Source organism: Aliiglaciecola sp. M165, from assembly GCF_007197995.1.
Lineage (GTDB): Bacteria > Pseudomonadota > Gammaproteobacteria > Enterobacterales > Alteromonadaceae > Aliiglaciecola.
The window spans coordinates 209,941-230,944 of sequence record NZ_VKKH01000009.1 but is presented as its reverse complement, the minus strand read 5'-3'; the positions used below and the strand labels follow the sequence as shown (position 1 = coordinate 230,944).

The following is a 21,004-nucleotide window of genomic DNA, read 5'->3' as shown; positions in this document are numbered from 1 at the left end:
TTTACTACTTTGTGGAGAACACAGATGACATTGTCAGTGAAAGATCGAGTAAGTGAAGAAGAGTGGCAAGCCCGCGTGGACCTTGCAGCTTGCTATCGTATTGTTGCCCATTATGGTTGGGATGATTTAGTTTTTACGCATATTTCCGCCAGAGTACCTGGACCAGAGCATCATTTTTTGATTAATCCCTTCGGCTTAATGTTTGAAGAAATTACCGCTTCTTCTTTGGTGAAAGTTGACCTACAAGGCAACATTGTGATGGATACTGATTACAATATTAATCCAGCAGGATTTACGATCCACAGTGCCGTCCATGAAGCTAGAGAAAATGCCAAATGTGTTTTACATTTGCATACCAACGCCGGTGTCGCAGTTTCAACATTGAAAGACGGATTGCAGGCCTACAGTCAGCAGTCTTTGTTTGCCTTGTCATCTTTGGCCTATCACGATTACGAAGGTGTGGCGTTAAATCCGGATGAGAAAAAACGATTAGTTGCTGACTTGGGTGATAAGGTGTTTATGATTTTACGCAATCATGGTTTATTGACTTGCGGCGAAAGCATCGCTGATACCTTTTTGTTTATGTTTTTGTTGCAACGTTCTTGTGAAATACAACTGCAAGCCCAGGCCACAGGACAGGAAATGATTAAAATTCCTGATGTGATATTACAAGGTATCCAAGCTCAAGGAGAACAAGTCACGCGTTCTGCGGGTGGTGCTTTAGCCTGGCCCGGTATTTTGAGAAAACTAGACAGAATAAACCCGGGTTATGAACAATAAAAGCACGGTCTATTAATGCCTTATTCTGACTTAACCGCCTATCGAAAAAATAGTCAAAACTTTGATTTTGGTGGGCACAAAATTGCCTATTGGCAAGCGGGGCAGGGACCAACTTTGGTGTTGGTGCATGGCTTTCCCAGTGCTGCATGGGATTGGCATACTTTGTTCGAAGCTCTCACCAAGCAGTATAAAGTTATTGCCCTGGATTTACTTGGTTACGGGATTTCGGCTAAGCCGCACCCCCATCGTTACAGCGTGATTGAGCAAGGCGATTTGGTTGTCGCGTTATTGAAATTCCTTTCTGTTAAACAGGCACATTTTTTGGCTCACGATTATGGTGACTCTGTTACACAAGAAGTGTTAGCTCGCCATTTTAATCAAGAAATTGAACTGGATATCCAGTCGGTATGTTTTCTAAATGGTGGGCTATTTGCAGAATCCCACCGTCCGCTCATGACGCAAAAAATCCTCAAAAGTGCTTTGGGTCCACTTGTCGCCAAATTTATGGGAAAGAGCGCCCTGCAAAGAGGGTTTAATAAGATTTTTGGTCCCCACACGCCTCCTAAATCATATGAAATTGATGTGCTTTGGGAGTTGTTAGGTTTCAACAAAGGTCAGCGAGTATTACCCAGTTTGCTCACTTATATCGATGAACGACAACGTTATCGACAAAGGTGGGTGGACGCCATGCAAAACACGCAGGTGCCACTTTGTTTTATCAATGGGGTTCACGATCCTATCTCAGGGCTGCATATGGTTGAGCAGTTTGAGCGAGAAGTTCCTCATGCAATGTGTAGCAAATTAGATTGTGGGCACTATCCACAACTGGAGCAACCAGAATTGGTTCTAAAAGAATTTTTACATTTTCAACAACAATGCTAATCGCTATCTATTTAACCCCAATTCTGGATAAGAAATGTCGGAATTGCTTAGTTTTTAAAGCTTTATCAATGACATAGAAGCTATCGTCATTTTGATATTGGTTTTTAATAGGTAAGTGCCGTGATTTATTCCCTTATCAAGGCGAGAATTATGTTGTCTAGTCGCTCTAAACGCATAATGAATAACGAAGATAGGGGGATAAATAGCGGTGCTTACAGGCGTTGCTTATCCGGGATTGGGGTTATTTATGCAGACTAGCCCTTTTGATGGAACGCAAGCATAGACTGAAATAGGTTTATATGCGTTGCAATTGAGGTCAAATCGAACTCGTTAAGCTGATGCAGAAGAGTCTTATCTATTTTGTGTTTGCGCAAAAATATTGCTGTTTCGTGCGGGTGTATTCTGCCGGTTTTAAACAGTTGTCGATACAAAGCATAGGCTCGGGCTTGAAAAAACACGTTTGCAAGCGGTGAGTCTTGGTCAGCGTAACCAAGCAAATATGGCATGGGGTCAAAATGTTCGAAGCCCAAATCCTCCAGGATATGCGGTTTTAGGATCTCTTCAAGACACAAAAATTCCCGCATCGCATCGCTCGAAAATACATAATTATCAAGCACATCCAGCTTGTTCTTATCGACATGCTCTTCTTGCAATAAGGCTTCTTTTTGCTGTGCAATAAGTGAGTTGATTTCAGCGTTTACCATATTAATGATTAAAAACAATGGGACGACACTGATACCCGCTAACATGTAGATCATCCATTTGTCTTTTTGTTGAATGTTTGCCCTAACAACCAACTTCGCGATGGCACCAGAGGTAAATCGACCATACTGTCTCAGCCGACCAACGAGATCACGCAATGAAGGATGCATTTTAGCGTGTAACACCTCACTTATAAAACGCGGTAACAACCAAACGAATAGTTGATAACCGAGCTTACTGAGAATCTCATTGGTATCACCTTTTGACTTAAGGCCTAATAAATTCTGATATTCGGGGTTTTGAGAAAAGCGTTTGATTTGAGCCGATAACCACGGGATCTGGTTAATGTCTTTTAGCAGTGCTTGGTCAAATTCTTGGTGCTCACCAAAGGATTTGAGTATAGGTTGAAGATCTCTCAACTCAGGGCAAGACGCGAATAGGTCATCTTGCTTCTCCAGCTTGTTGTTAATTCTCGACTTTAACATGTAGTCCAAAATACCTTTGTATTCTGGATCAGCATAATTTTCTCTGGCTTTTTGTAGGCGATCTTGCTGAGAAACCTCTACTTCCAGTCGAATCCGAGACATATTGAGTTGTTCATCGTCCAAGTCATTATTACCTTGCCCAGCATCGAAAGTATAAAAAAGCTTTTCGTAATCGCCTCCGATTAAATACAAATAAAAACGGCGTTCCAACTCACTTAAAATTAGTGACTCGTTGTAATGAAGTGAATCGTCCATTGTGCTCATAAATCCGTGATCACCTTGTGTTTTTATTGAAGTTTGTCGAATCAGTATAAAGTAGTACAAAAAATCAAAGGGTTCATAAACTTATTCGTTATACTGCAGAAATTAATAGTAAAAACACGTGACGATTATCTTAGATTGTAGGAGTTTTAATGGAATTTCATTTGGCACAATTGAATATTGCACGGGCTTTAGGTGCTATGGACAGCGCAGTAATGAAAGAATTTTCGGATGGTTTAGTGCCGGTTAATGCCACCGCCGAAGCGTCGGAAGGTTTCGTTTGGCGCCTTCAAGATGAAAATGGTGATGCCACAAACATCCAATTCTTTGACGACCCTAATATGCTCGTTAACATGTCTGTATGGCGAGATATTGCATCGTTAAAACACTTTATGTTTAAAACGCACCACGCGAGCTTCATGGCAAATCGCAAAAGCTGGTTTGAATCATCGCCAGAAGCCACATATGTATTGTGGTGGATAGAACAAGGCCATATCCCAAGCCTTGAAGAAGCGATTGAGCGACTTGACCACCTGCGAAAGCATGGAGATACGGCCTATGCATTTTCATTCAAACAAACCTTTCACACACCAGAATAGACGCTGACATAAAATGAATATTCTTTATGAAGATAGCATGCCTTATGCGGAACACTTTTTTGCACATTTAGGGCACTGTCGGGCTTTTTCAAGCGGCACGATTCTAGCCGTAGACCTTGATAACATTGATGTACTGTTAGTGCGCTCTACCACTAAAGTCAATGAGTCATTGATACACCGAGCTGACAAATTAAAATATGTTGCGACCGCCACAGCAGGCTCAGACCATCTTGATAAACACTATTTAAATCAGCGCAACATTCCTTGGGGAAGCGCTGCTGGTTGTAATGCGATCGCAGTTGCAGAGTATGTATTAAGTTGTTTGATGGTCGAGCACCAAGACAATTTGCATGAGCTGTTTAATAAGACAGTGGGGATCGTTGGTGCAGGGCATGTAGGAACTCAGCTGCAAAAACGTCTGGCTACAACAGGGATAAAAACCAAACTCTGTGATCCGCCGCTAGAGGCAAAAGGTGATCCAAGGCAAATGGTTAGTCTCGACGAGGTTTGTCAATGTGACATCATCAGTTTACACGTTCCATTTGTGAATGAAGGTCCTTGGCCGACGTTACACATGTTTGATGCTTCACGGTTAGATCGATTAGACGAAAATCAATTATTGATCAATGCCTGTCGTGGCGAGGTGGTCGACAATAAAGCATTGTTAGCTTTACTGAAAAGCGGAGCCAAGCGCAACGTCGTGCTGGATGTTTGGGAAAATGAACCAAATATTGACTTCGAACTCGCTGGGAAGGTCAATCTAGCAACCGCTCATATCGCCGGTCATTCCTTAGAAGGCAAAGCACGAGGCACATATATGTTGTACGAGCAACTTTGCAGCCGTTTTGGTTTGGCAAAAACATTGAGTTTTGAGAGTTGTTTGCCCAAACCACCTGAAATTGATATTTCTTCACAAAATATCACCAGTAATGAACAACTTATTTGTGCTGCGGTGCTCAATACGTATAACGTTAGAATCGATAGTGATAGGTTTATCCAGGATGTAAACAGCGCAGATAAATTTGTTTATAGCCGAAAACACTATGCTATTCGAAGAGAATTTGCTCACGTGAAGTTAAATGCTGGAAATCATTCTCTTTCCGAGGCAATCTACGGCCTCGGATTCAACACGCCATAATGGCGATTTTTCTTTTATTGGAGTAATAGGTTAATGTCTCGTGCGTTTGATGTTGCTGTATTGGGTGCAACAGGTTTAGTTGGTCAAAATATGATAGAAATTCTCGAGCAAAGAGATTTTCCTGTGAATAAATTGTATCCCTTAGCGAGCAGTCGCTCTGCGGGAGGGAAGGTGACCTTCAAAGGCAAAGATATTACCGTTTTAGACGCTGACGAGTTTGATTGGTCCCAGGTTCAGATAGGCTTTTTCTCTGCGGGTGGCAGTATTTCCGAAAAATTCGCACCCATTGCGGCAGAGGCTGGTTGTGTTGTGATTGACAATACGTCGCACTACCGATACGACGCAGATATTCCTTTAGTCGTGCCAGAGGTCAACTCCCACGCATTGGCTGATTTTCGCAATCGCAATATTATTGCCAATCCCAACTGTTCAACGATACAAATGTTGGTAGCGCTCAAGCCTATACAAGATGCTGTAGGAATTGCCCGTATTAACGTTTCGACTTATCAGTCGGTTTCAGGTGCTGGAAAGTCAGCTATGGAAGAGTTGGCTAAGCAGACGACGGACTTGCTAAGCGGAAGAGAAATTACGCCAAAAGCCTTTAGCCGCCAAATCGCCTTTAATGTTATCCCACAAATTGATGTCTTTATGGATAACGACTACACCAAAGAAGAAATGAAAATGGTGTGGGAAACACAAAAGATCATGGGTGATGACTCGATTTTAGTCAACGCGACAGCTGTTCGTGTGCCGGTGTTTTTTGGTCACGGTGAAGCAATCCACATTGAAACACATAGTCCCATTGATGCCGAAGATGTGAAAAACTTGTTGCGCGACGCACCAGGTGTCACGCTTATGGAGAATCGTGAAGATTTCCCAACGCAGATTGGCGATGCAAGTGGAAAAGATGATGTATTTGTTGGCAGAGTGAGGAATGACATTTCTCATCCGAACGGCATTAATATGTGGGTTGTGTCGGATAATGTTAGAAAAGGTGCTGCGACCAACAGCATTCAAATTGCTGAAGTGTTAGTTAACGAATACATGTAAAGCACACTTTCACTATAAAACGGCCAGTCGATATTCGACTGGCTTTTTTGTTGTGGTTAAAAATAAATGTCGGCGAAGGCATCATAGATTATTAAGTATTGCCGATAACCACTTCAAATACATGTATTGAATTTGATAATAAATGTTAGTGATGATTAGTGTCGTCTTTTAACAAGGATTGGGATTATTTCCACCTGACGATTCTGGATCATAATGGTCAGGTGGTTTATATTTGCATTGCGATCTAATGACATTCCTGCATGATAGTGGAATGAGTTTTGCAGATAAAATTTACAATCGAAAAAGTAGTGAATATTTATAAATAAGTTGGCGGAAAATGACCAACAACAATAATTCTTAAAGGGCGTCGATTAAATCATATGAATGTGCGACAGGTTGCGTTTTTATTTTTGCTAAGCATTGGGCTTTCCTTTATAGGCGCTTCCGTTGATGCTCAACAGATACAGATCAAAGGCCCCAAAAATAGCAGCAGTCAATTATCTGGTTCTACTTATGGTCCTATTACCCCAGAAGATACCCTTTGGCGTATCGCTAATCGCTATAGGCAGAATAAAAATTTATCCGTCTATCAAATCATGCAGGCGATTTATGAGCTAAATCCCGATGCGTTTGAAGATCAAAACTTCAATCATCTTAAAGACGGTGCGATCTTAAAATTACCCTCTGAGCGTTACATTGCTCGCATCGATGCTGAGCAGGCAAGGCTAAAAGCCGAACAAGACGATAGTAGCTGGCAAGCTTTCACCAAAGGCGAAACTGCAACAGTCGTCAGCACGCCGCCAAGTTCGGTCGCTAGCAAAGACGATTTAACCGAAACAAAAGAAGTTATCGAACAAAAGCTCACCGCTTTGGATCAGGAACAAAATCGCCAGTTTATGGCAATACGGCAGCAATTTGCCGAGTCGATCGACAGCGTTCAATCTCTTCTCAATGAAAATCGTAAGCTGGTCGAAAGATTGGATACGGTTGATCAAGAGATCGGAAGTTTACGTGGCCGCGTAGATGAAGAGCTGCAGGTGCAGATGGACCAGATGTTATCCCTGCAAAACGAGCTGTTATCGATTTCCAGAGAAGCTGAAGCTCAACGTAAAGCGGAAATGGAAAGTGACAGTTTCGCTTGGCTGACCGATCCGATTTTTCTGATTTTCTTAACTGTGCTGATGTCAATTAGTTTACTTGGCGGCTTCGCCATGTGGCTAATTCGCAGAAACAAAACGTCTACTGACAGTTCGGAACCCTCGCATGATGAGATCCATGCAGCAGTGTTAGAGCAAAGCGATGAAATGGATGACTTGGCAGACGCTTTAACCAGTGAACTCAGTGAAGAGTTAGACGAAGACAACGACGACGATTTATTCGGCGATGAAGATCTTCTTGATGACGTGTTGTCTGATGAACTTGAAGAGTCATTAGACACTGCACTTGACGATGAATTTGAAAGTTTTGACGACCTAGATGATGAAAGTTTAGATCCGATTATTGAGGAGGCTACCGACGCACTGGATGATGATGATGGCTTGCTAGATCAGGAAGATTTGGACAATCTATTTGATGAATCTGATGATGATCTGTTGGCTGATATTGATAGTGAACTCGATGATTTAGAATCGACAGTCAGTGACGACATTGGCGATTTATCTGGCTCAGATGCCGAGTTAGACAGTTTATTAGATGAAGACGCGTCTGAATTACTCGCCGAATCAAGTGATGAAGAGACCGATGGCGGTATAGACATTTCTGAAGAGGACTTGGGCGCCTCATTAGATGAAGAGCTTGAGCAGCAGACACAAGAGCTTAATGTTGACGAAATAATGGATTCCGCTTCGCAACCAGAACCAGCATCTGACGCTGGCGAAGCACCCGTGATGGCGAAAGCCGCAATTGATGATGAACCTGAAAAACCTGAGATCAGCATCGATGAGCTTTTAGAGCAGCCAGAGCCTGAATTACCAGAATCTATTATCTCCGAAGATCCGGATTTGATGAACGAAGAGATGTTGCAAAACATTGATAAAGAGATTAGTTCTCAAAACGAACAGCTCGACAAAGTAACGGATGAATTGCTCAATGAAATTGAGCAGCTTGAACAAATGGGCGGCATGCTCGAAGAAGATGAAGACGATCAAGATGTCACTGAAAATACTGATACTTCGTCTGCAGACGCCGAACAACAAATGGACATACAAGCATTAGATACTCTGTCTGAGGGACTAGACGACATGCTCGACGATCCTGTTGAGGGATCGCTTGGTGAACAATCCTTAGATGAAATTGAGTCTTTGTTGGAAAATACACCGACTGTTGATTCAGAATCGCAGACAGGAACCGAACAAGACGAAGTCAATATAGACGACATATTGCAAAGTGTTGAAGACAGCACTGCCGAAAGTGAAAAAGAACAAGATACAGGTTCCCAAGGAGAGCCAGAAGTTGGGGATGCGGCTGAAGTTGTCGATGAGGAATCGGCACTAGCAGCGGATGATATTGATGCTTTGTTAGAGCAAGAAAGCTCCTCAGAGGATGCAGCGTCTGCAGAATCTAGTGATGAACAAGAATCTGAACTAGCCGTTGATGATATTGACGCTTTGCTGGAGCAAGAAAGTCCCTCAGAAGAACCGGCAGCCACAGAATCTGGTGACCAACAAGAACCTGAATTAGCCATTGATGATATTGATGCTTTGCTAGAGCAAGAAAACATCAAAGATGAATCAATTTCATCGGTATCAGCAGATGAATTGTTAGCGGAATTAGACAACAGTTTAGAAGGACAATCCGAACAAGAGTCTGCGCCGGAGCCAGATGCCAGTGAAGAGCTTGAATCTGCTGGGCAGCTCGATGTTGAAGATGACCTTGCATCTGACGGTGACGAACCTGCATCTTCTTCTGATGAATTAGCTGATATCCCAGAATTAGATAAAGCCTTGGAAGAGTTTGAGCAGGAAATATCTTCCGAAAACAACGGTTTCGAAGAGTCTGATAGTGTCGAAGACCTTGTCAGTGAGGCAAAAGGTGAAGTGCAACTCGACGAAATCATCCCTGATGACAGAGCCGACGATATTGAAAAAGTCATTTCTGAACTCGATGATGAAATTCCAAGTATCGGCGATTTGGATAGCATTGCCTCTGACCACGATGACGGATTTGATGACGCTGACCTAAATGAGGCTCTGCGTTCCTTCGATGAATCTTCACTCGAAGAAGAGACTGGGGATTCAGCCGCTAAACAGGAAGATGATGTTGAATTGGAAGATCTGCCTGGGCTTGGTGACTGGTTATCGACATCGGAAGCTGAAGAGACCGCATCAATTGACGAGCTTGAAAAAACAGATTTTGATGAACTGCTGGAAAGTATTGACGATGTTGACGACGTCGCCGAAAAAGAAGCGATCCTTGAAGAAACTGGACTTGATTTAGACGCACTTTTATCTGAGACGGAAAGTGAAGGGGCTTCCGCAGAAGCACAAGATAACGAGTCAGACTTTCTTGATGTTGATGATCTTATCAACGAAAGTATTGAAGCTGAAAGCGATGGTGACACCGAACGTGAACTTAATTTAGATGCTGCGTTGGATTCTTATGCAGGCATTGGTGAAATCCAACAAGTGGACGTAGATGGCGATAATGGTGTGGGGGCAAAACTCGACCTTGCCCAAGCCTATATCGAAACTGATAATTTAGACTCGGCCAAAGAAATTCTTGAAGAGATTCTCGAAAAAGGTGATGAATCACAGCAAGCTGAAGCCAAAGAGTTGTTGGAAAAATTGGTCTAGGGATAATAGATTTCGAATATGAGCTTTTGTAAATAAGGCGTTTTGCTTTTTACTTGGCGAACTCGATGCAAAGCTCAAAGACCCCCTGCCACATCTATAATTGTACCTGTCATATACGAGGCTTCATCTGAAGCAAGCCATGCAACGGTTTTGCCTACTTCATGGGCAGTGCCTGGTCGCTGCATAGGGATAATTTTGGCAATGCTTTTTGCTCGTTCAGGCTCACCACCAAGTCGATGTATATCCGTATCTACTGTGCCAGGTCGAACACCATTGACACGTATCCCATACTTGGCAACTTCTTTCGCCAGACCTATGGTGAAAGAGTCCAAGCCACCTTTGCTCGCCGCGTAATCCACATACTCATTCGGTGACCCCGTTTTACTTGCTATCGATGAAATATTGATAATACAGCGTTTATCTTTTGGGTTTTGTTCCATCATGCGTTTGACAGCTTGTTGGCAACACAGCATGGGCCCAATCAGATTTGTATCGATTATTTTGTGTATTCGCTGGCTGTCCATGCCAAGCAGTGACGATTGTTGAGCAACAATTCCTACATTATTTACCAATACCCGCAATAAACCATGTTTGTCTGCTTGCTCAAATACGTCACAAATAGTTTTTTCATCACTCATGTCGCCCGGTAATAAAAAACCTTGCCCACCGCAACAATCAATGTCATTGATCAAAGATTGGGCAGATACTCTGTCTTGTATAAAGTTTACACCCACCTTGTAGCCTTGTTCTGATAACATCAAAGCAGTCTGGCGACCAATACCTCGGCTACTACCGGTGACAATTGCAATACTATTTGGGGTCATAATGCTTCCTTAACAATAGACACCAACTGGCCAATTTTATTTGGTTCTAACCAACGTGTGACAATTAGCAAATCGTTTTTTTGGTCGACAACGACAAAATTGCCACCGAAGCCCGCAGCATAAAATATCGATTCATCGTCCACTTCAGACCATTTTCTTGGGCCTTTGTTAATCCACCACATGTAGCCATAACTTTGATGTGCGGGTGAAGATTCAGTGGCCATATCTATCCATTTTGATGAGATAACTTGTTGGTTTTCCCACTTACCATCTCGGGTGAAAAGTAAACCAAACCTTGCCTGGTCCAACGTCGAGACAAACACACCGCCTCCAGAGTGTCCTCCGCCCGTGACCGATTGCATTTTAATCCCATCAATATTTACCCAAGCATGATCATAGCCAAACCACCGCCAGGTTGTTGAGGCTCCAATAGGATCCATGACATGTTTTTTGAGCACTTGTGGAAGAGGAGTACGCCAAGTATGCAATAAAGAATATGCGAGCAAATTGACCCGGACATCATTGTATTCCATGGCTGTTCCTGGAGGATTTAACACTCGCCTTTGCCAGTCATCTAAACCGCCTTCTCTAGGCGGCCTGTCAGCCCAATCCTTGATGCTAAACAATTCACCCGACCAATCAGACGATTGATTGAGTAAATGCTGCCATTCTATTTGGCTGTTGTGAGCGCCGGCGAAGCTTCCATCCCAAACATAGTTGTCGAGCTTCGAATTGACATCATCTATCAACCCCTTGTCATAAGCTAATCCAGCAATGGTTGACAGGTAACTTTTTGTCACACTGAATGTCATGTCAACACGCTCGGGATCACCCCACTTAGCAACGATAAAGCCATCTTTAACAATCAAACCCGCAGGACCGCCCCGTTTTTTTGTCGGTCCGAGTATTTCGTGAAAAGGTTCGCGCTCAAACCCTTTCAAAATTGCTCTGCGTAGATCTTTGGCGCCTGAATATTCGTTATTTAAGGCAAATTCCACCGCTCGTTGCAGTGTATCTTGATCCAGATTTACTTCACTAGGGGATTTGCTTTGCCATTGCCCTTTTTCAGGGAAGTAAGGTGAAGTTTGCGCATGGAGTGGAAAGCCGCTGAATAGCAGCGCAATCCCCAGTATAATTATCTTCATATCGATCCTGGCTAAAGCAATTGGTTGCGATAATGCACTTTAATCGTTCAAGGTCATTAACGTCAATTGCCGGCCGTAATTATTAGGTCTAGTTTCAAGCACTTGTGCACTGGTTAAAAATATAAATTACAATACGTTTTTAACTCAATTGCTTATTTCAAGTAAGCACAATGAAGTGAGACTAATTTTAGTGGAAGAACAAGCGCTAACAAGAGTTGCTTTGGGTATAGAATATGATGGCTCAGGGTACTACGGCTGGCAGAGGCAATCTCACGCCGCCAGTGTGCAAAGTCATTTGGAATCAGCCTTGAGTAAGGTCGCCAACTGTCCTATTCAAGTACAATGTGCAGGTCGAACCGATGCAGGCGTGCATTCTACAGGACAAGTGGTACATTTTGATTCACCAGTTACAAGGCCAGAGAGAGGTTGGACATTAGGCGTTAACGCAAACTTACCCGACGATATTGCCGTTAAATGGGTGAAAAACATGAGCAGTGATTTTCACGCCCGTTTTTCTGCAACGGCAAGGCGATACCGTTACATCATTTTTAATAACCCCTTTCGTCCAGCGATTATGAATAAAGGTGTCACTCACGTATACGCACAGCTAGATCATGAAAAGATGCATGAAGCCGCCCAGTGTTTGGTCGGTGAACATGACTTCAGCGCATTTAGAGCGTCGCTATGCCAATCAAAATCGCCCATTCGTCGTCTTAAACATATCGACGTGACACGCAAAGGCGAATACATCATGATAGATGTTCAAGCCAATGCGTTTGTGCACCACATGGTAAGAAATATCGCTGGAAGCTTAATTGTGATAGGCAGTGGTGAGCAGCCAGTGACGTGGATGCAGGACATGTTGGAATTAAAAGATCGTACCAAAGCCGGCGCCACGGCTAAACCGAATGGATTATATTTAGTTAAGGTGATTTATCCAGAACACTTTGGCGTGCCGGAAATTCCTCTGGGTCCAGTATTCATTTGAGTATTCTTGCTTGAAAAAGGCCCCTTGAACTTTATTATAAGCAACGCCAAATCGACTTCTTAGACCAGTTTTGTTTTCTTGCTTCGCGCAAACTATGCTTTAATGGCGCGATAAATTGTTTTCGTTGTTAATTTGGCGAAAATAGCGTCAAACATGCCGCTTTTAAATGCATTTAGGAAAAGTTAAATGAGTTGGATACAAAAAATATTACCACGCACTCAGTCCGCGACTAAAAGTAACGTTCCTGAGGGGATCTGGACAAAATGTGGGTCTTGCGGGGCTGTATTGTATAAAACCGAATTGGAAAAGCAGCTAGAGGTTTGCCCCAAGTGCGACCATCACATGCGAATTACCGCTCGCGCTCGAATCAATACATTCTTGGATCAAGCTGATCGCAAAGAAATTGGCGAAGAGTTAGAACCTCAAGACATTTTGAAATTTAAAGACTCAAAACGCTACAAAGATCGTATCAGTGCAGCACAAAAAGCGACTAAAGAAAAAGATGCTTTGGTTGTCATGCAGGGCAAGCTTAAAGGGATGCCCGTAGTGTGTGCCGTGTTTGAATTTTCATTCATGGGTGGCTCTATGGCATCGGTAGTAGGGGCGCGATTTGTCAAAGCTGTGGAATCCTGTTTAGAAAACAACACACCGTTGATTTGTTTTTCAACCAGTGGCGGTGCGAGAATGCAAGAAGCTCTTTTTTCTCTTATGCAGATGGCAAAAACCAGTGCTGCGCTTGCCCGATTGAGCAAAAAAGGACTACCTTATATTTCGGTGTTAACCGATCCAACCATGGGAGGCGTTTCGGCCAGTCTTGCCATGTTGGGTGACATCAATATCGCTGAGCCAAAAGCCTTGATCGGTTTTGCTGGTCCTCGTGTTATTGAACAGACAGTAAGAGAAACCCTACCTGAGGGATTTCAGCGCAGTGAATTTTTGTTAGACAAAGGCGCAATTGATATGATCGTTGATCGTCGCGAATTGCGAGACAAAATTCACGGTGTGCTTAAGAAGTTACATCACACTTCGCACTAATGTCAGAGCAAAAATCTGTTGTCAGCCAGGATAAGCCAAACTTATCCTGGTCTCTCCACCAATGGACCGATTACCTGCTGTCGATCCATCCGAAAAATATCGACATGGGACTGGAACGCACACAAAGCGTTTTCACAAAACTTGGATTGGATTTCTCTGCACAGCGTGTTGTCACTGTCGCTGGCACAAACGGCAAGGGTACAACGTGCAGAATGATCGAAAACGGCTTGTTAATGGCAAACAAAACCGTTGCTGTATACAGCTCGCCTCATTTAATTGATTACAAAGAGCGTGTTCGGGTCAATGATCAACTTTTGACTGACGCAGACCATGTCGCTGCATTTATGCAAGTTGAGAAAGCCAGAGGCAATATCTCGCTCACTTTTTTTGAATTTGCCACCCTGGCAGCTTTTGTTTTAATTAAACGTTTTAACGTTGACTACGTGTTACTTGAGGTCGGTCTAGGTGGCAGATTGGATGCGGTCAACGTGGTCAAGCCAGATTTGGCGGTGATCACCAATATAGATCTTGATCACCAAGACTGGCTGGGGGATACCCGCGAACTCATTGCCGTTGAAAAAGCCGGGATCTTAAGGCACAACATTCCAGCCGTTATCGGAGATGAGCAGCCGCCGCAATCGTTAGTCAGTGAATGCCAGCGTTTTAATGCAAACACCAGTTGGCAAGGAAAGAGTTTTACCTACACAAAGGATAAACATCATTGGCAATGGCACAATGGTCAAGCGCACTACACCGAACTGCCTTTTCCACATATTCCGATTCAAAATGCGTCCACTGCGTTGCAGGTGTTATCGGTTTTAAACATTTCACTTAGTGATAAAAGCGTTAGCAAATTAATCGCTGAGACACGATTACCAGGCAGATTTCAGCAGGTGAGATCTTCTCCCAAGGTGTTTTTAGATGTTGCCCATAACCCCCAGGCCGTTGGCTATCTCAAACAGCGTATTTTGCAGCAACCATATAAAACTCTTCGAATTGTTGTGGCAATGTTGGCAGATAAAGACGTAGAAACTAGTTTAAAATGCCTTAATTCCCTCGATGCATTGTGGTATGTTGCATCACTTGATGCACCTCGAGGTGCACCGAACGAGACATTAAAATCAGTGCTAACATGGACGCAAAAGGTGTTAACATTTGAATCGGTAGAATTGGCCTATCAACAGGCAATAGAGGATGCAGAAAAGGATGATATGGTGATTGTATTTGGTTCGTTTTTCACCGTTAGCCAAGTTATGAATGTGTTGGCTAATTGAACATTTCTGCCACTGGCCTGTCGATAAAAGGCGCTTATTGCAAACCTAAGAGGGAAAATCATTGTCTTCTGCGTTACAAAATCGCTTAGTTGGAACCATAATCGTCGTGGCTCTTGCGGTCATCTTTTTACCAGATATTCTCGGTGGGAAAAAACAAACCAACCAGGATTTATTTGTTGAACTTCCAACCCCTCCTCAGATGAGGCCTGTTTCAGAATCTGAAACCTTTCCCCAAGAACAAGTTAAACAGCAAGTAGAACGCAAAGCAGAAATCATTCCTGATGTCGCGACTGATGATTTTGATATGGACGAACAGCCTACTGCAGTCGAGCCAGTAGAGAACGTTTCGACAGCACAAGATAAGGTTGAGGGCGCAGCTCTCAACGAGGTGCAAGATCGTCCTGTTGAAGACCGTCCTCTTGTCGATATTGCTGTTGAACCACCTGTAACTACATCCGTCGCACAGAGTTTAGGAGCGGATAGTCTGCTCGAAGAAGCAGGCTGGGTCGTGCAATTAGGCGTTTTCAGACATCAAAAGAACGTGAGAGAGCTACTCAACAAATTAAAAGATTCTGGATATCGAGCTTTTAGTCGTCCGGTAAAAACCAGCACTGGAGAACTCACCAAAGTGTTTGTTGGTCCAGATTTAGACAAAGCAGTGCTGGAAAATGCGCTGCCACATTTACTGGAATTGACCAAATTACAGGGGCGCGTTACACCCTTTACAGTGAAATGAGTGCTAGAAAAAGTTTCAATCTCTGATAGAATGCGCGCGATTTCAACGAACCAACACTAGTGTGACTGTATCATTATGAATTGGATTGACTTCACCATTATTGGTGTTATCGCTCTTTCCACCATCATTAGTCTGATCCGTGGTTTTGTCAAAGAGGCTATCTCTTTGGCGATTTGGTTCGCCGCCTTTTTTATCGCTAGTCAATTTTACGAAAATCTCGCTGTTTACATGACCCACTTTAATGATCAATTGATTAAAAACGGTGTGTCGATTCTGATTTTGTTTGTCAGTACGCTAATTCTTGGCGGATTAGTGAATTACCTCATTTCACAGCTTGTACAGTTTACCGGTCTGACCGGAACCGATAGAGCCCTCGGATCAGTATTTGGAGCCTTGCGAGGCGTGTTAATTGTTAGTGCAGGTCTGTTTTTCTTAGATACCTTTACCGCTGCGGCAGATTCTAGCGGCTGGACAGGTTCAATTCTCATTCCAGAATTCACTCCTGTTATCGAGTGGTTCTTTAGTTATATACAAGATAATTCAAGTTTTATAAAACCGAATATATAGGTAAATCGCATGTGTGGTATTGTTGGAATAGTGGGTAAAAGCGCAGTTAATCAAGCTTTGTACGATGCATTAACCGTGCTCCAACATAGAGGGCAAGATGCCGCTGGGATCATGACAGTTGATGAAGGCATGTTTCATCTGCGCAAAGCCAATGGCTTAGTCCGTGATGTTTTTCACACTCGACATATGAAGCGTCTGACTGGAAATTTTGGTATTGGCCATGCACGCTATCCAACCGCTGGAAGTTCTAGTTCTGCAGAAGCTCAACCATTTTATGTCAATTCGCCTTTTGGTATCGCTTTTGCGCATAACGGCAATTTGACCAATGCTCATGAATTGCAAGACGAAGTTTATCGTATTGCCAGACGCCATATTAATACAACGTCCGATTCAGAGTTACTACTCAACATTTTTGCCCACGAATTACAAAATTGTGCTGGCCTGACGTTAACCCCTGAGCAGGTATTTTCTGCGGTGTCGAACGTTCATGATAAAATCCGCGGCGCTTACGCGGTTGTCGCAGCGGTCATTGGCAACGGTATGGTTGCATTTAGAGACCCCCATGGGATCCGTCCTTTGGCCCTAGGAAAACGCAAAACGGAAAGTGGCGATGAATATATGGTCGCTTCAGAAAGTGTTGCGCTGGATGCCGTTGGTTTTACTTTTATTCGCGATGTAGCACCAGGCGAAGCCATTTACGTTACCGAAGAGGGCGAGTTGCATACCCAACAATGTGCAAAGAATCCATCTCATGCCCCTTGTATATTTGAGTTTGTCTATTTTGCACGCCCAGACTCTTTTATCGACGGTATCTCTGTTTATGCGTCTCGCGTCAATATGGGCAAAAAGCTTGGTCAGAAAATTGCCAAGGAATGGGCTGATTTGGACATCGATGTTGTTATTCCAATCCCTGAAACATCCATGGATGTGGCACTACAAATCGCTATTGAGCTAAATTTACCTTATCGCCAAGGTTATGTGAAAAACCGCTATATCGGCCGCACGTTTATCATGCCTGGGCAAACCATGCGCAGAAAATCAGTACGTCGCAAGCTCAACGCCATTAAGTCTGAATTCAAAGACAAAAACGTGCTGTTAGTTGACGACTCCATTGTTCGTGGAACTACCTCTGAGCAAATTATCGAGATGGCACGGGAATCTGGAGCGAAAAAAGTATATTTTGCCTCGGCTGCACCTGAAATCCGCTTTCCGAACGTTTATGGTATCGACATGCCTAGTGCAAATGAGTTGATTGCTTATGGTCGCGAGATCGACGAAATTAGCGATTTAATCAAGGCTGACGGACTTATTTTCCAAGATATTCAAGACTTGGTAGACGCGGTAAGCGAAGAAAATCAGAGCATTAATCGTTTTGAAACGTCAGTATTTGATGGCAAATATATCACCGGTGATATCGATCAAGCGTATCTTGAACGGGTCGACGGAGCGCGCTCAGAAGGCGCTAAATCTGCTGGGATCCAAACAGAATTGAGTAACCTTGAAATGCATAATATTGATGTTGACGGCGAAGACTAAGCTTTGTTGTCAGGTCTACTCTAATCAGCGATTAGGGTAATGGCCAACCACCAAGCTCTTGCCAACGATTGACCATATAACAAAACAATTCGGCCGTTTTGCGTGTGTCATACAACGCTGAATGTGCTTCCCGTTGGTCGAATTCTATCTTTGCTGCCTCACACGCTTTGATTAGCACGGTTTGACCCAAGGTTAAACCGGCCAAACTGGTAGTATCAAACGATACAAAAGGGTGGAATGGCGTGCGCTTAATATTGCTGCGCTCTATCGCCGCATTAACAAATCCTTGATCAAAGGCAGCGTTGTGAGCGACGATCACCGAGCGTTGGCAATCTGCTTCTTTTTGCGCCTTGCGGATCTGTTTGCACAAATCTTTTAACGCTTCAGCCTCATCAATTGCCCCGCGCAATGCACAATCCGGGTCAATACCATTAAATTCCAGTGCAGCTTGTTCCAAATTAGCACCCTCAAATGGCGTAATGTGATAGTGAAAGGTTTTGTCAGGATGCAAAATCCCTTTTTCATCCATTTTCACTGTCACCGCCGCCAACTCAAGTAATGCATCGGTCTTAGCGTTAAACCCTGCGGTCTCGACATCAATAATGACCGGAAAATACCCACGAAACCTTTTATCGAGAGAAGGAGTTATTTGCGACTCGGATTCTAACATTGTGACCTAAATGTGCGCTTAAAGGCCGAGCATTATGGCAATCTTTGATAAGGCATTCCAGCGGTTATTTTTAGCGGTGAAGGGTTTGCATAGATGTTGACCGAAGATTACACTGAAAGTCATTACCAATTCTTAAACCTTTTGTCGAAACAGTCGATAGAAGATTAGATTGAGACTTGTTGTGGGTGGATTTAATAACATGGTTAGAAAGACAGCTGTTGCCCTGAGTATTGCCATGAGTTTTTGTGCGTCAGCCGGACTGCGTCACTATTCAGCGCCTGTTGAGATGTCGCAATGGCAGGTTAGTGAAAAATCGCGATTACAATGTACACTCGCCCATCCACTTCCCGGTTATGGCGAAGCAATGTTCACCAGCATGGCATCTAAGCAGTTGAACATGGAATTTGAGCTGGAGATGTTGCGTCTTCCTGCTAACTATAGTGTTGCGTCGGTTTATTCTGTCCCTCCCCAATGGATGCCAGGTCAGGTACAACGAGAAATCACATCCATGCCTATCCGCAAGCAATACAATGGCGATATACCTGAAAAAGCGGCATGGACGATGCTGTCTGAGCTGGAAAAAGGCTATTGGCCAACCTTGTATTACCAAGACTGGTATAGCGATTTTGACCGCATCTCGGTCGGACTCAATGCCAGTAACTTTTCTCAACCTTACGTTGAGTTCGTTGAATGCGTGGCCAATTTATTGCCATACAGTTTCGACGATATTGCCTACACTGTGTTGAGTTATAAAAGCAATAGTGTTGATCTGACCAAATATTCTAAAAAGCGCCTGCAAATGATCGCGGATTATCTCAAGGAAGATACTGATTTAGAATTAGTCTTACTGGACGGTTATAGCGATAGTTATGGTGGCCGTTGGAACAACAAACAATTATCCATTAGACGCGCGGTTGAAATTAAAAGTTTCTTTAGTGACATGGGCGTAGATCCCACGCGCATTGAAGTTACCGGGCACGGCGAAAGACGCCATGCAGCACCTAATACCAATAAGATGTCTCGGGCCAAAAATCGACGGGTAGTGATTCGAATGGCGAAACCTTAAGTTAAGGTAACGATTTAAGGTCATTCCCAAATAGAAAAATATTTCATCCTGGCAGAACCTTAAGCCGGGATCTGGTTGATGTTTATGGAGATCCCCGCTAAAAACATGCGGGGATGACGTTGAATTGTGAACTTGGGGGGATGAGGATCAATCTCTGACAAATAGGTGTTGCCCACCTCCTTGAATAAGTAAAAACTTAACTGAATCATCATCCAGATGTTCAAACTTTATAGTTATTCCTGCCAGATCAAACTTGAACACCAGATCTTCGTATCCATCCAGCGGAAGTGCTCGTTGATTGGTTGCTTGAGCGTAGAGCTGGCCATTCTCAATATAAACCTTTATGTCTAAAGGCAGGGTGTTTGAAACGTAATGACCCACAAGTTTTTGCAATTCCTTCTCGCTGTAAGTTTTGCTTTGGCGGTTAAAATTTGGGAGCACTAGGCCTTTGTTATACACGCTATCCAGAATCGCAATTACCACATCATTGAAAGCATAGTTCACCCCATTTGCGAGAAGTGCTATCGCGATTTCATCTTCGGGCTGGTAGGCGGCGACGGATATAAACCCGTCGATTCGACCATTGTGGCCGATAAACTGTTTGTCGTGGTAGGGAAACGAATATAGGCCATATCCATAATTATCATTTAAGGCAGTCATTTGTTTTACGTAAGACAAAGACAGTAATTTGCCTTTGAATAAGGCTTCAAAAAAATGGGTAAGCTCTTTTGACGTTGAAATGATCGCGCCAGCACCGTGGGGAACCGTCATATTTGATTCGGGCAGTGTGCTCCAGAATCCGCTGTAGTGAAATGAACGGGCCTGATTGTTGTCAATATTGATGGCTTGTCCATACTCTGTTCGATTCATTAACAAAGGCTTAGTGATTTGCTGCTCTAATACCTTTGCATAGGAACGTTGCGTGAGACGTTCGATAATAAACCCAAGCAACACGTAGTTTGAGTTGGAGTATTGATGTTTCGAACCAGGTACAAAGAGCGACTCCATGCCTTCAATGATTTTTAGCATTTGCTCGGTTGATTGAGGAAAATACATATATCGCGAAAAGCTGGCGTCATCAGTAAAATTGGCAATGCCACTTCGATGGGAGAGTAAGTGAGCAACGGTGATCTTGTCGGCATGTTTTATCTGCTTATAAAACGTCGATAAAGGCGTGTCCAGACTAAGCTTTTTCGCCTCAACAAGCTGCATAATTATAGCAGCGGTGAAGGTTTTGGTGACTGACCCGATCCGAAACTGGGTGTCCTTGTTGATTTCACGTTTAGGAATTTGCGAAGCAATCCCTAAGTGTTTGTCATAGATAACCTTACCTTTTTGATTAACAGTCACACTGAACATCAATTTGTTATTGTCGTGCAGGGTTTGCAGGTAGTCATCCAACTGTGAAAATTGCGTATCTCCTGCGACCGAAAAACTCATTAATCCCAAACATATGAATAACATTTTCATCCTTG

18 protein-coding genes are annotated in these 21,004 nt (G+C 43.4%); 13 read left to right on the top strand and 5 right to left on the bottom strand.

Annotated elements, in window-relative coordinates:
* The first annotated feature begins 24 nt into the window (after positions 1–24).
* Complete coding sequence (locus FM019_RS18580) at positions 25–780, top strand: class II aldolase/adducin family protein (RefSeq protein WP_143837497.1); 756 nt, start codon at positions 25–27, stop codon at positions 778–780.
* A 15-nt stretch (positions 781–795) separates the two neighbouring features.
* The gene (locus FM019_RS18575; RefSeq protein ID WP_143837496.1) at positions 796–1,662 is read left to right on the top strand and encodes an alpha/beta fold hydrolase; all 867 of its coding nucleotides are present in this window, start codon (positions 796–798) and stop codon (positions 1,660–1,662) included.
* A 254-nt stretch (positions 1,663–1,916) separates the two neighbouring features.
* On the opposite strand, the gene FM019_RS18570 is transcribed toward FM019_RS18575, so the two are convergent.
* Positions 1,917–3,113 carry a hypothetical protein gene (locus FM019_RS18570; protein WP_143837495.1) on the bottom strand — a complete coding sequence of 399 codons (1,197 nt, stop codon included), beginning with the start codon at positions 3,111–3,113 and terminating at the stop codon, positions 1,917–1,919.
* Positions 3,114–3,262: 149 nt separating this feature from the next.
* Here FM019_RS18570 and FM019_RS18565 point away from each other — a divergent pair, with 149 nt between their 5' ends.
* From FM019_RS18565 to FM019_RS18550, 4 genes are all read left to right on the top strand, one after another.
* Complete coding sequence (locus tag FM019_RS18565; RefSeq protein WP_143837493.1) at positions 3,263–3,709, top strand: DUF3291 domain-containing protein; 447 nt, start codon at positions 3,263–3,265, stop codon at positions 3,707–3,709.
* A 13-nt stretch (positions 3,710–3,722) separates the two neighbouring features.
* On the top strand, positions 3,723–4,847 hold the full coding sequence (locus FM019_RS18560; protein WP_143837491.1) for a 4-phosphoerythronate dehydrogenase: 1,125 nt from the start codon (positions 3,723–3,725) through the stop codon (positions 4,845–4,847).
* Positions 4,848–4,880: 33 nt separating this feature from the next.
* Positions 4,881–5,897: an aspartate-semialdehyde dehydrogenase gene (locus tag FM019_RS18555; protein ID WP_143837489.1), complete on the top strand. Its 1,017-nt coding sequence runs from the start codon at positions 4,881–4,883 to the stop codon at positions 5,895–5,897.
* 380 nt (positions 5,898–6,277) lie between these two features.
* A complete protein-coding gene (locus FM019_RS18550) occupies positions 6,278–9,688 on the top strand; it encodes a FimV/HubP family polar landmark protein (protein WP_143837488.1) in 3,411 nt (1,136 codons plus the stop codon).
* Positions 9,689–9,762: 74 nt separating this feature from the next.
* On the opposite strand, the gene FM019_RS18545 is transcribed toward FM019_RS18550, so the two are convergent.
* Both FM019_RS18545 and FM019_RS18540 read right to left on the bottom strand, forming a co-directional pair.
* Positions 9,763–10,512: an SDR family oxidoreductase gene (locus FM019_RS18545; RefSeq protein ID WP_143837486.1), complete on the bottom strand. Its 750-nt coding sequence runs from the start codon at positions 10,510–10,512 to the stop codon at positions 9,763–9,765.
* On the bottom strand, positions 10,509–11,657 hold the full coding sequence (locus FM019_RS18540; RefSeq protein WP_143837485.1) for a serine hydrolase: 1,149 nt from the start codon (positions 11,655–11,657) through the stop codon (positions 10,509–10,511). The genes FM019_RS18545 and FM019_RS18540 overlap by 4 nt, the downstream gene beginning before the upstream one ends.
* Before the next feature lie 184 nt (positions 11,658–11,841).
* Here FM019_RS18540 and truA point away from each other — a divergent pair, with 184 nt between their 5' ends.
* The 6 genes from truA (at position 11,842) to purF (ending at position 17,793) form a co-directional block, all read left to right on the top strand.
* Positions 11,842–12,645, top strand: a complete 804-nt coding sequence (gene truA, locus FM019_RS18535) for a tRNA pseudouridine(38-40) synthase TruA (RefSeq protein WP_260681682.1) — start codon at positions 11,842–11,844, stop codon at positions 12,643–12,645.
* 186 nt (positions 12,646–12,831) lie between these two features.
* Positions 12,832–13,680, top strand: coding sequence for an acetyl-CoA carboxylase, carboxyltransferase subunit beta (gene accD / locus FM019_RS18530; RefSeq protein ID WP_143837483.1), 849 nt, complete (start codon positions 12,832–12,834; stop codon positions 13,678–13,680).
* The gene (gene folC / locus FM019_RS18525; RefSeq protein ID WP_143837482.1) at positions 13,680–14,954 is read left to right on the top strand and encodes a bifunctional tetrahydrofolate synthase/dihydrofolate synthase; all 1,275 of its coding nucleotides are present in this window, start codon (positions 13,680–13,682) and stop codon (positions 14,952–14,954) included. The genes accD and folC overlap by 1 nt, the downstream gene beginning before the upstream one ends.
* 61 nt (positions 14,955–15,015) lie before the next feature.
* Positions 15,016–15,690, top strand: a complete 675-nt coding sequence (locus FM019_RS18520; RefSeq protein WP_143837480.1) for an SPOR domain-containing protein — start codon at positions 15,016–15,018, stop codon at positions 15,688–15,690.
* Positions 15,691–15,765: 75 nt separating this feature from the next.
* On the top strand, positions 15,766–16,257 hold the full coding sequence (locus FM019_RS18515; protein WP_143837479.1) for a CvpA family protein: 492 nt from the start codon (positions 15,766–15,768) through the stop codon (positions 16,255–16,257).
* A gap of 9 nt (positions 16,258–16,266) precedes the next feature.
* Positions 16,267–17,793, top strand: a complete 1,527-nt coding sequence (gene purF, locus FM019_RS18510; protein WP_143837477.1) for an amidophosphoribosyltransferase — start codon at positions 16,267–16,269, stop codon at positions 17,791–17,793.
* 31 nt (positions 17,794–17,824) lie between these two features.
* Here purF and rnt read toward each other — a convergent pair whose 3' ends face one another.
* Positions 17,825–18,463: a ribonuclease T gene (gene rnt / locus FM019_RS18505; protein WP_143837475.1), complete on the bottom strand. Its 639-nt coding sequence runs from the start codon at positions 18,461–18,463 to the stop codon at positions 17,825–17,827.
* 199 nt (positions 18,464–18,662) lie between these two features.
* Here rnt and FM019_RS18500 point away from each other — a divergent pair, with 199 nt between their 5' ends.
* Positions 18,663–19,529, top strand: a complete 867-nt coding sequence (locus FM019_RS18500; protein ID WP_143837474.1) for a flagellar protein MotY — start codon at positions 18,663–18,665, stop codon at positions 19,527–19,529.
* Positions 19,530–19,676: 147 nt separating this feature from the next.
* Here the strand turns inward: FM019_RS18500 and FM019_RS18495 are convergent, their stop codons facing one another.
* Positions 19,677–20,999, bottom strand: a complete 1,323-nt coding sequence (locus FM019_RS18495) for a serine hydrolase domain-containing protein (RefSeq protein WP_143837472.1) — start codon at positions 20,997–20,999, stop codon at positions 19,677–19,679.
* Between the last annotated feature and the right edge of the window lie 5 nt (positions 21,000–21,004).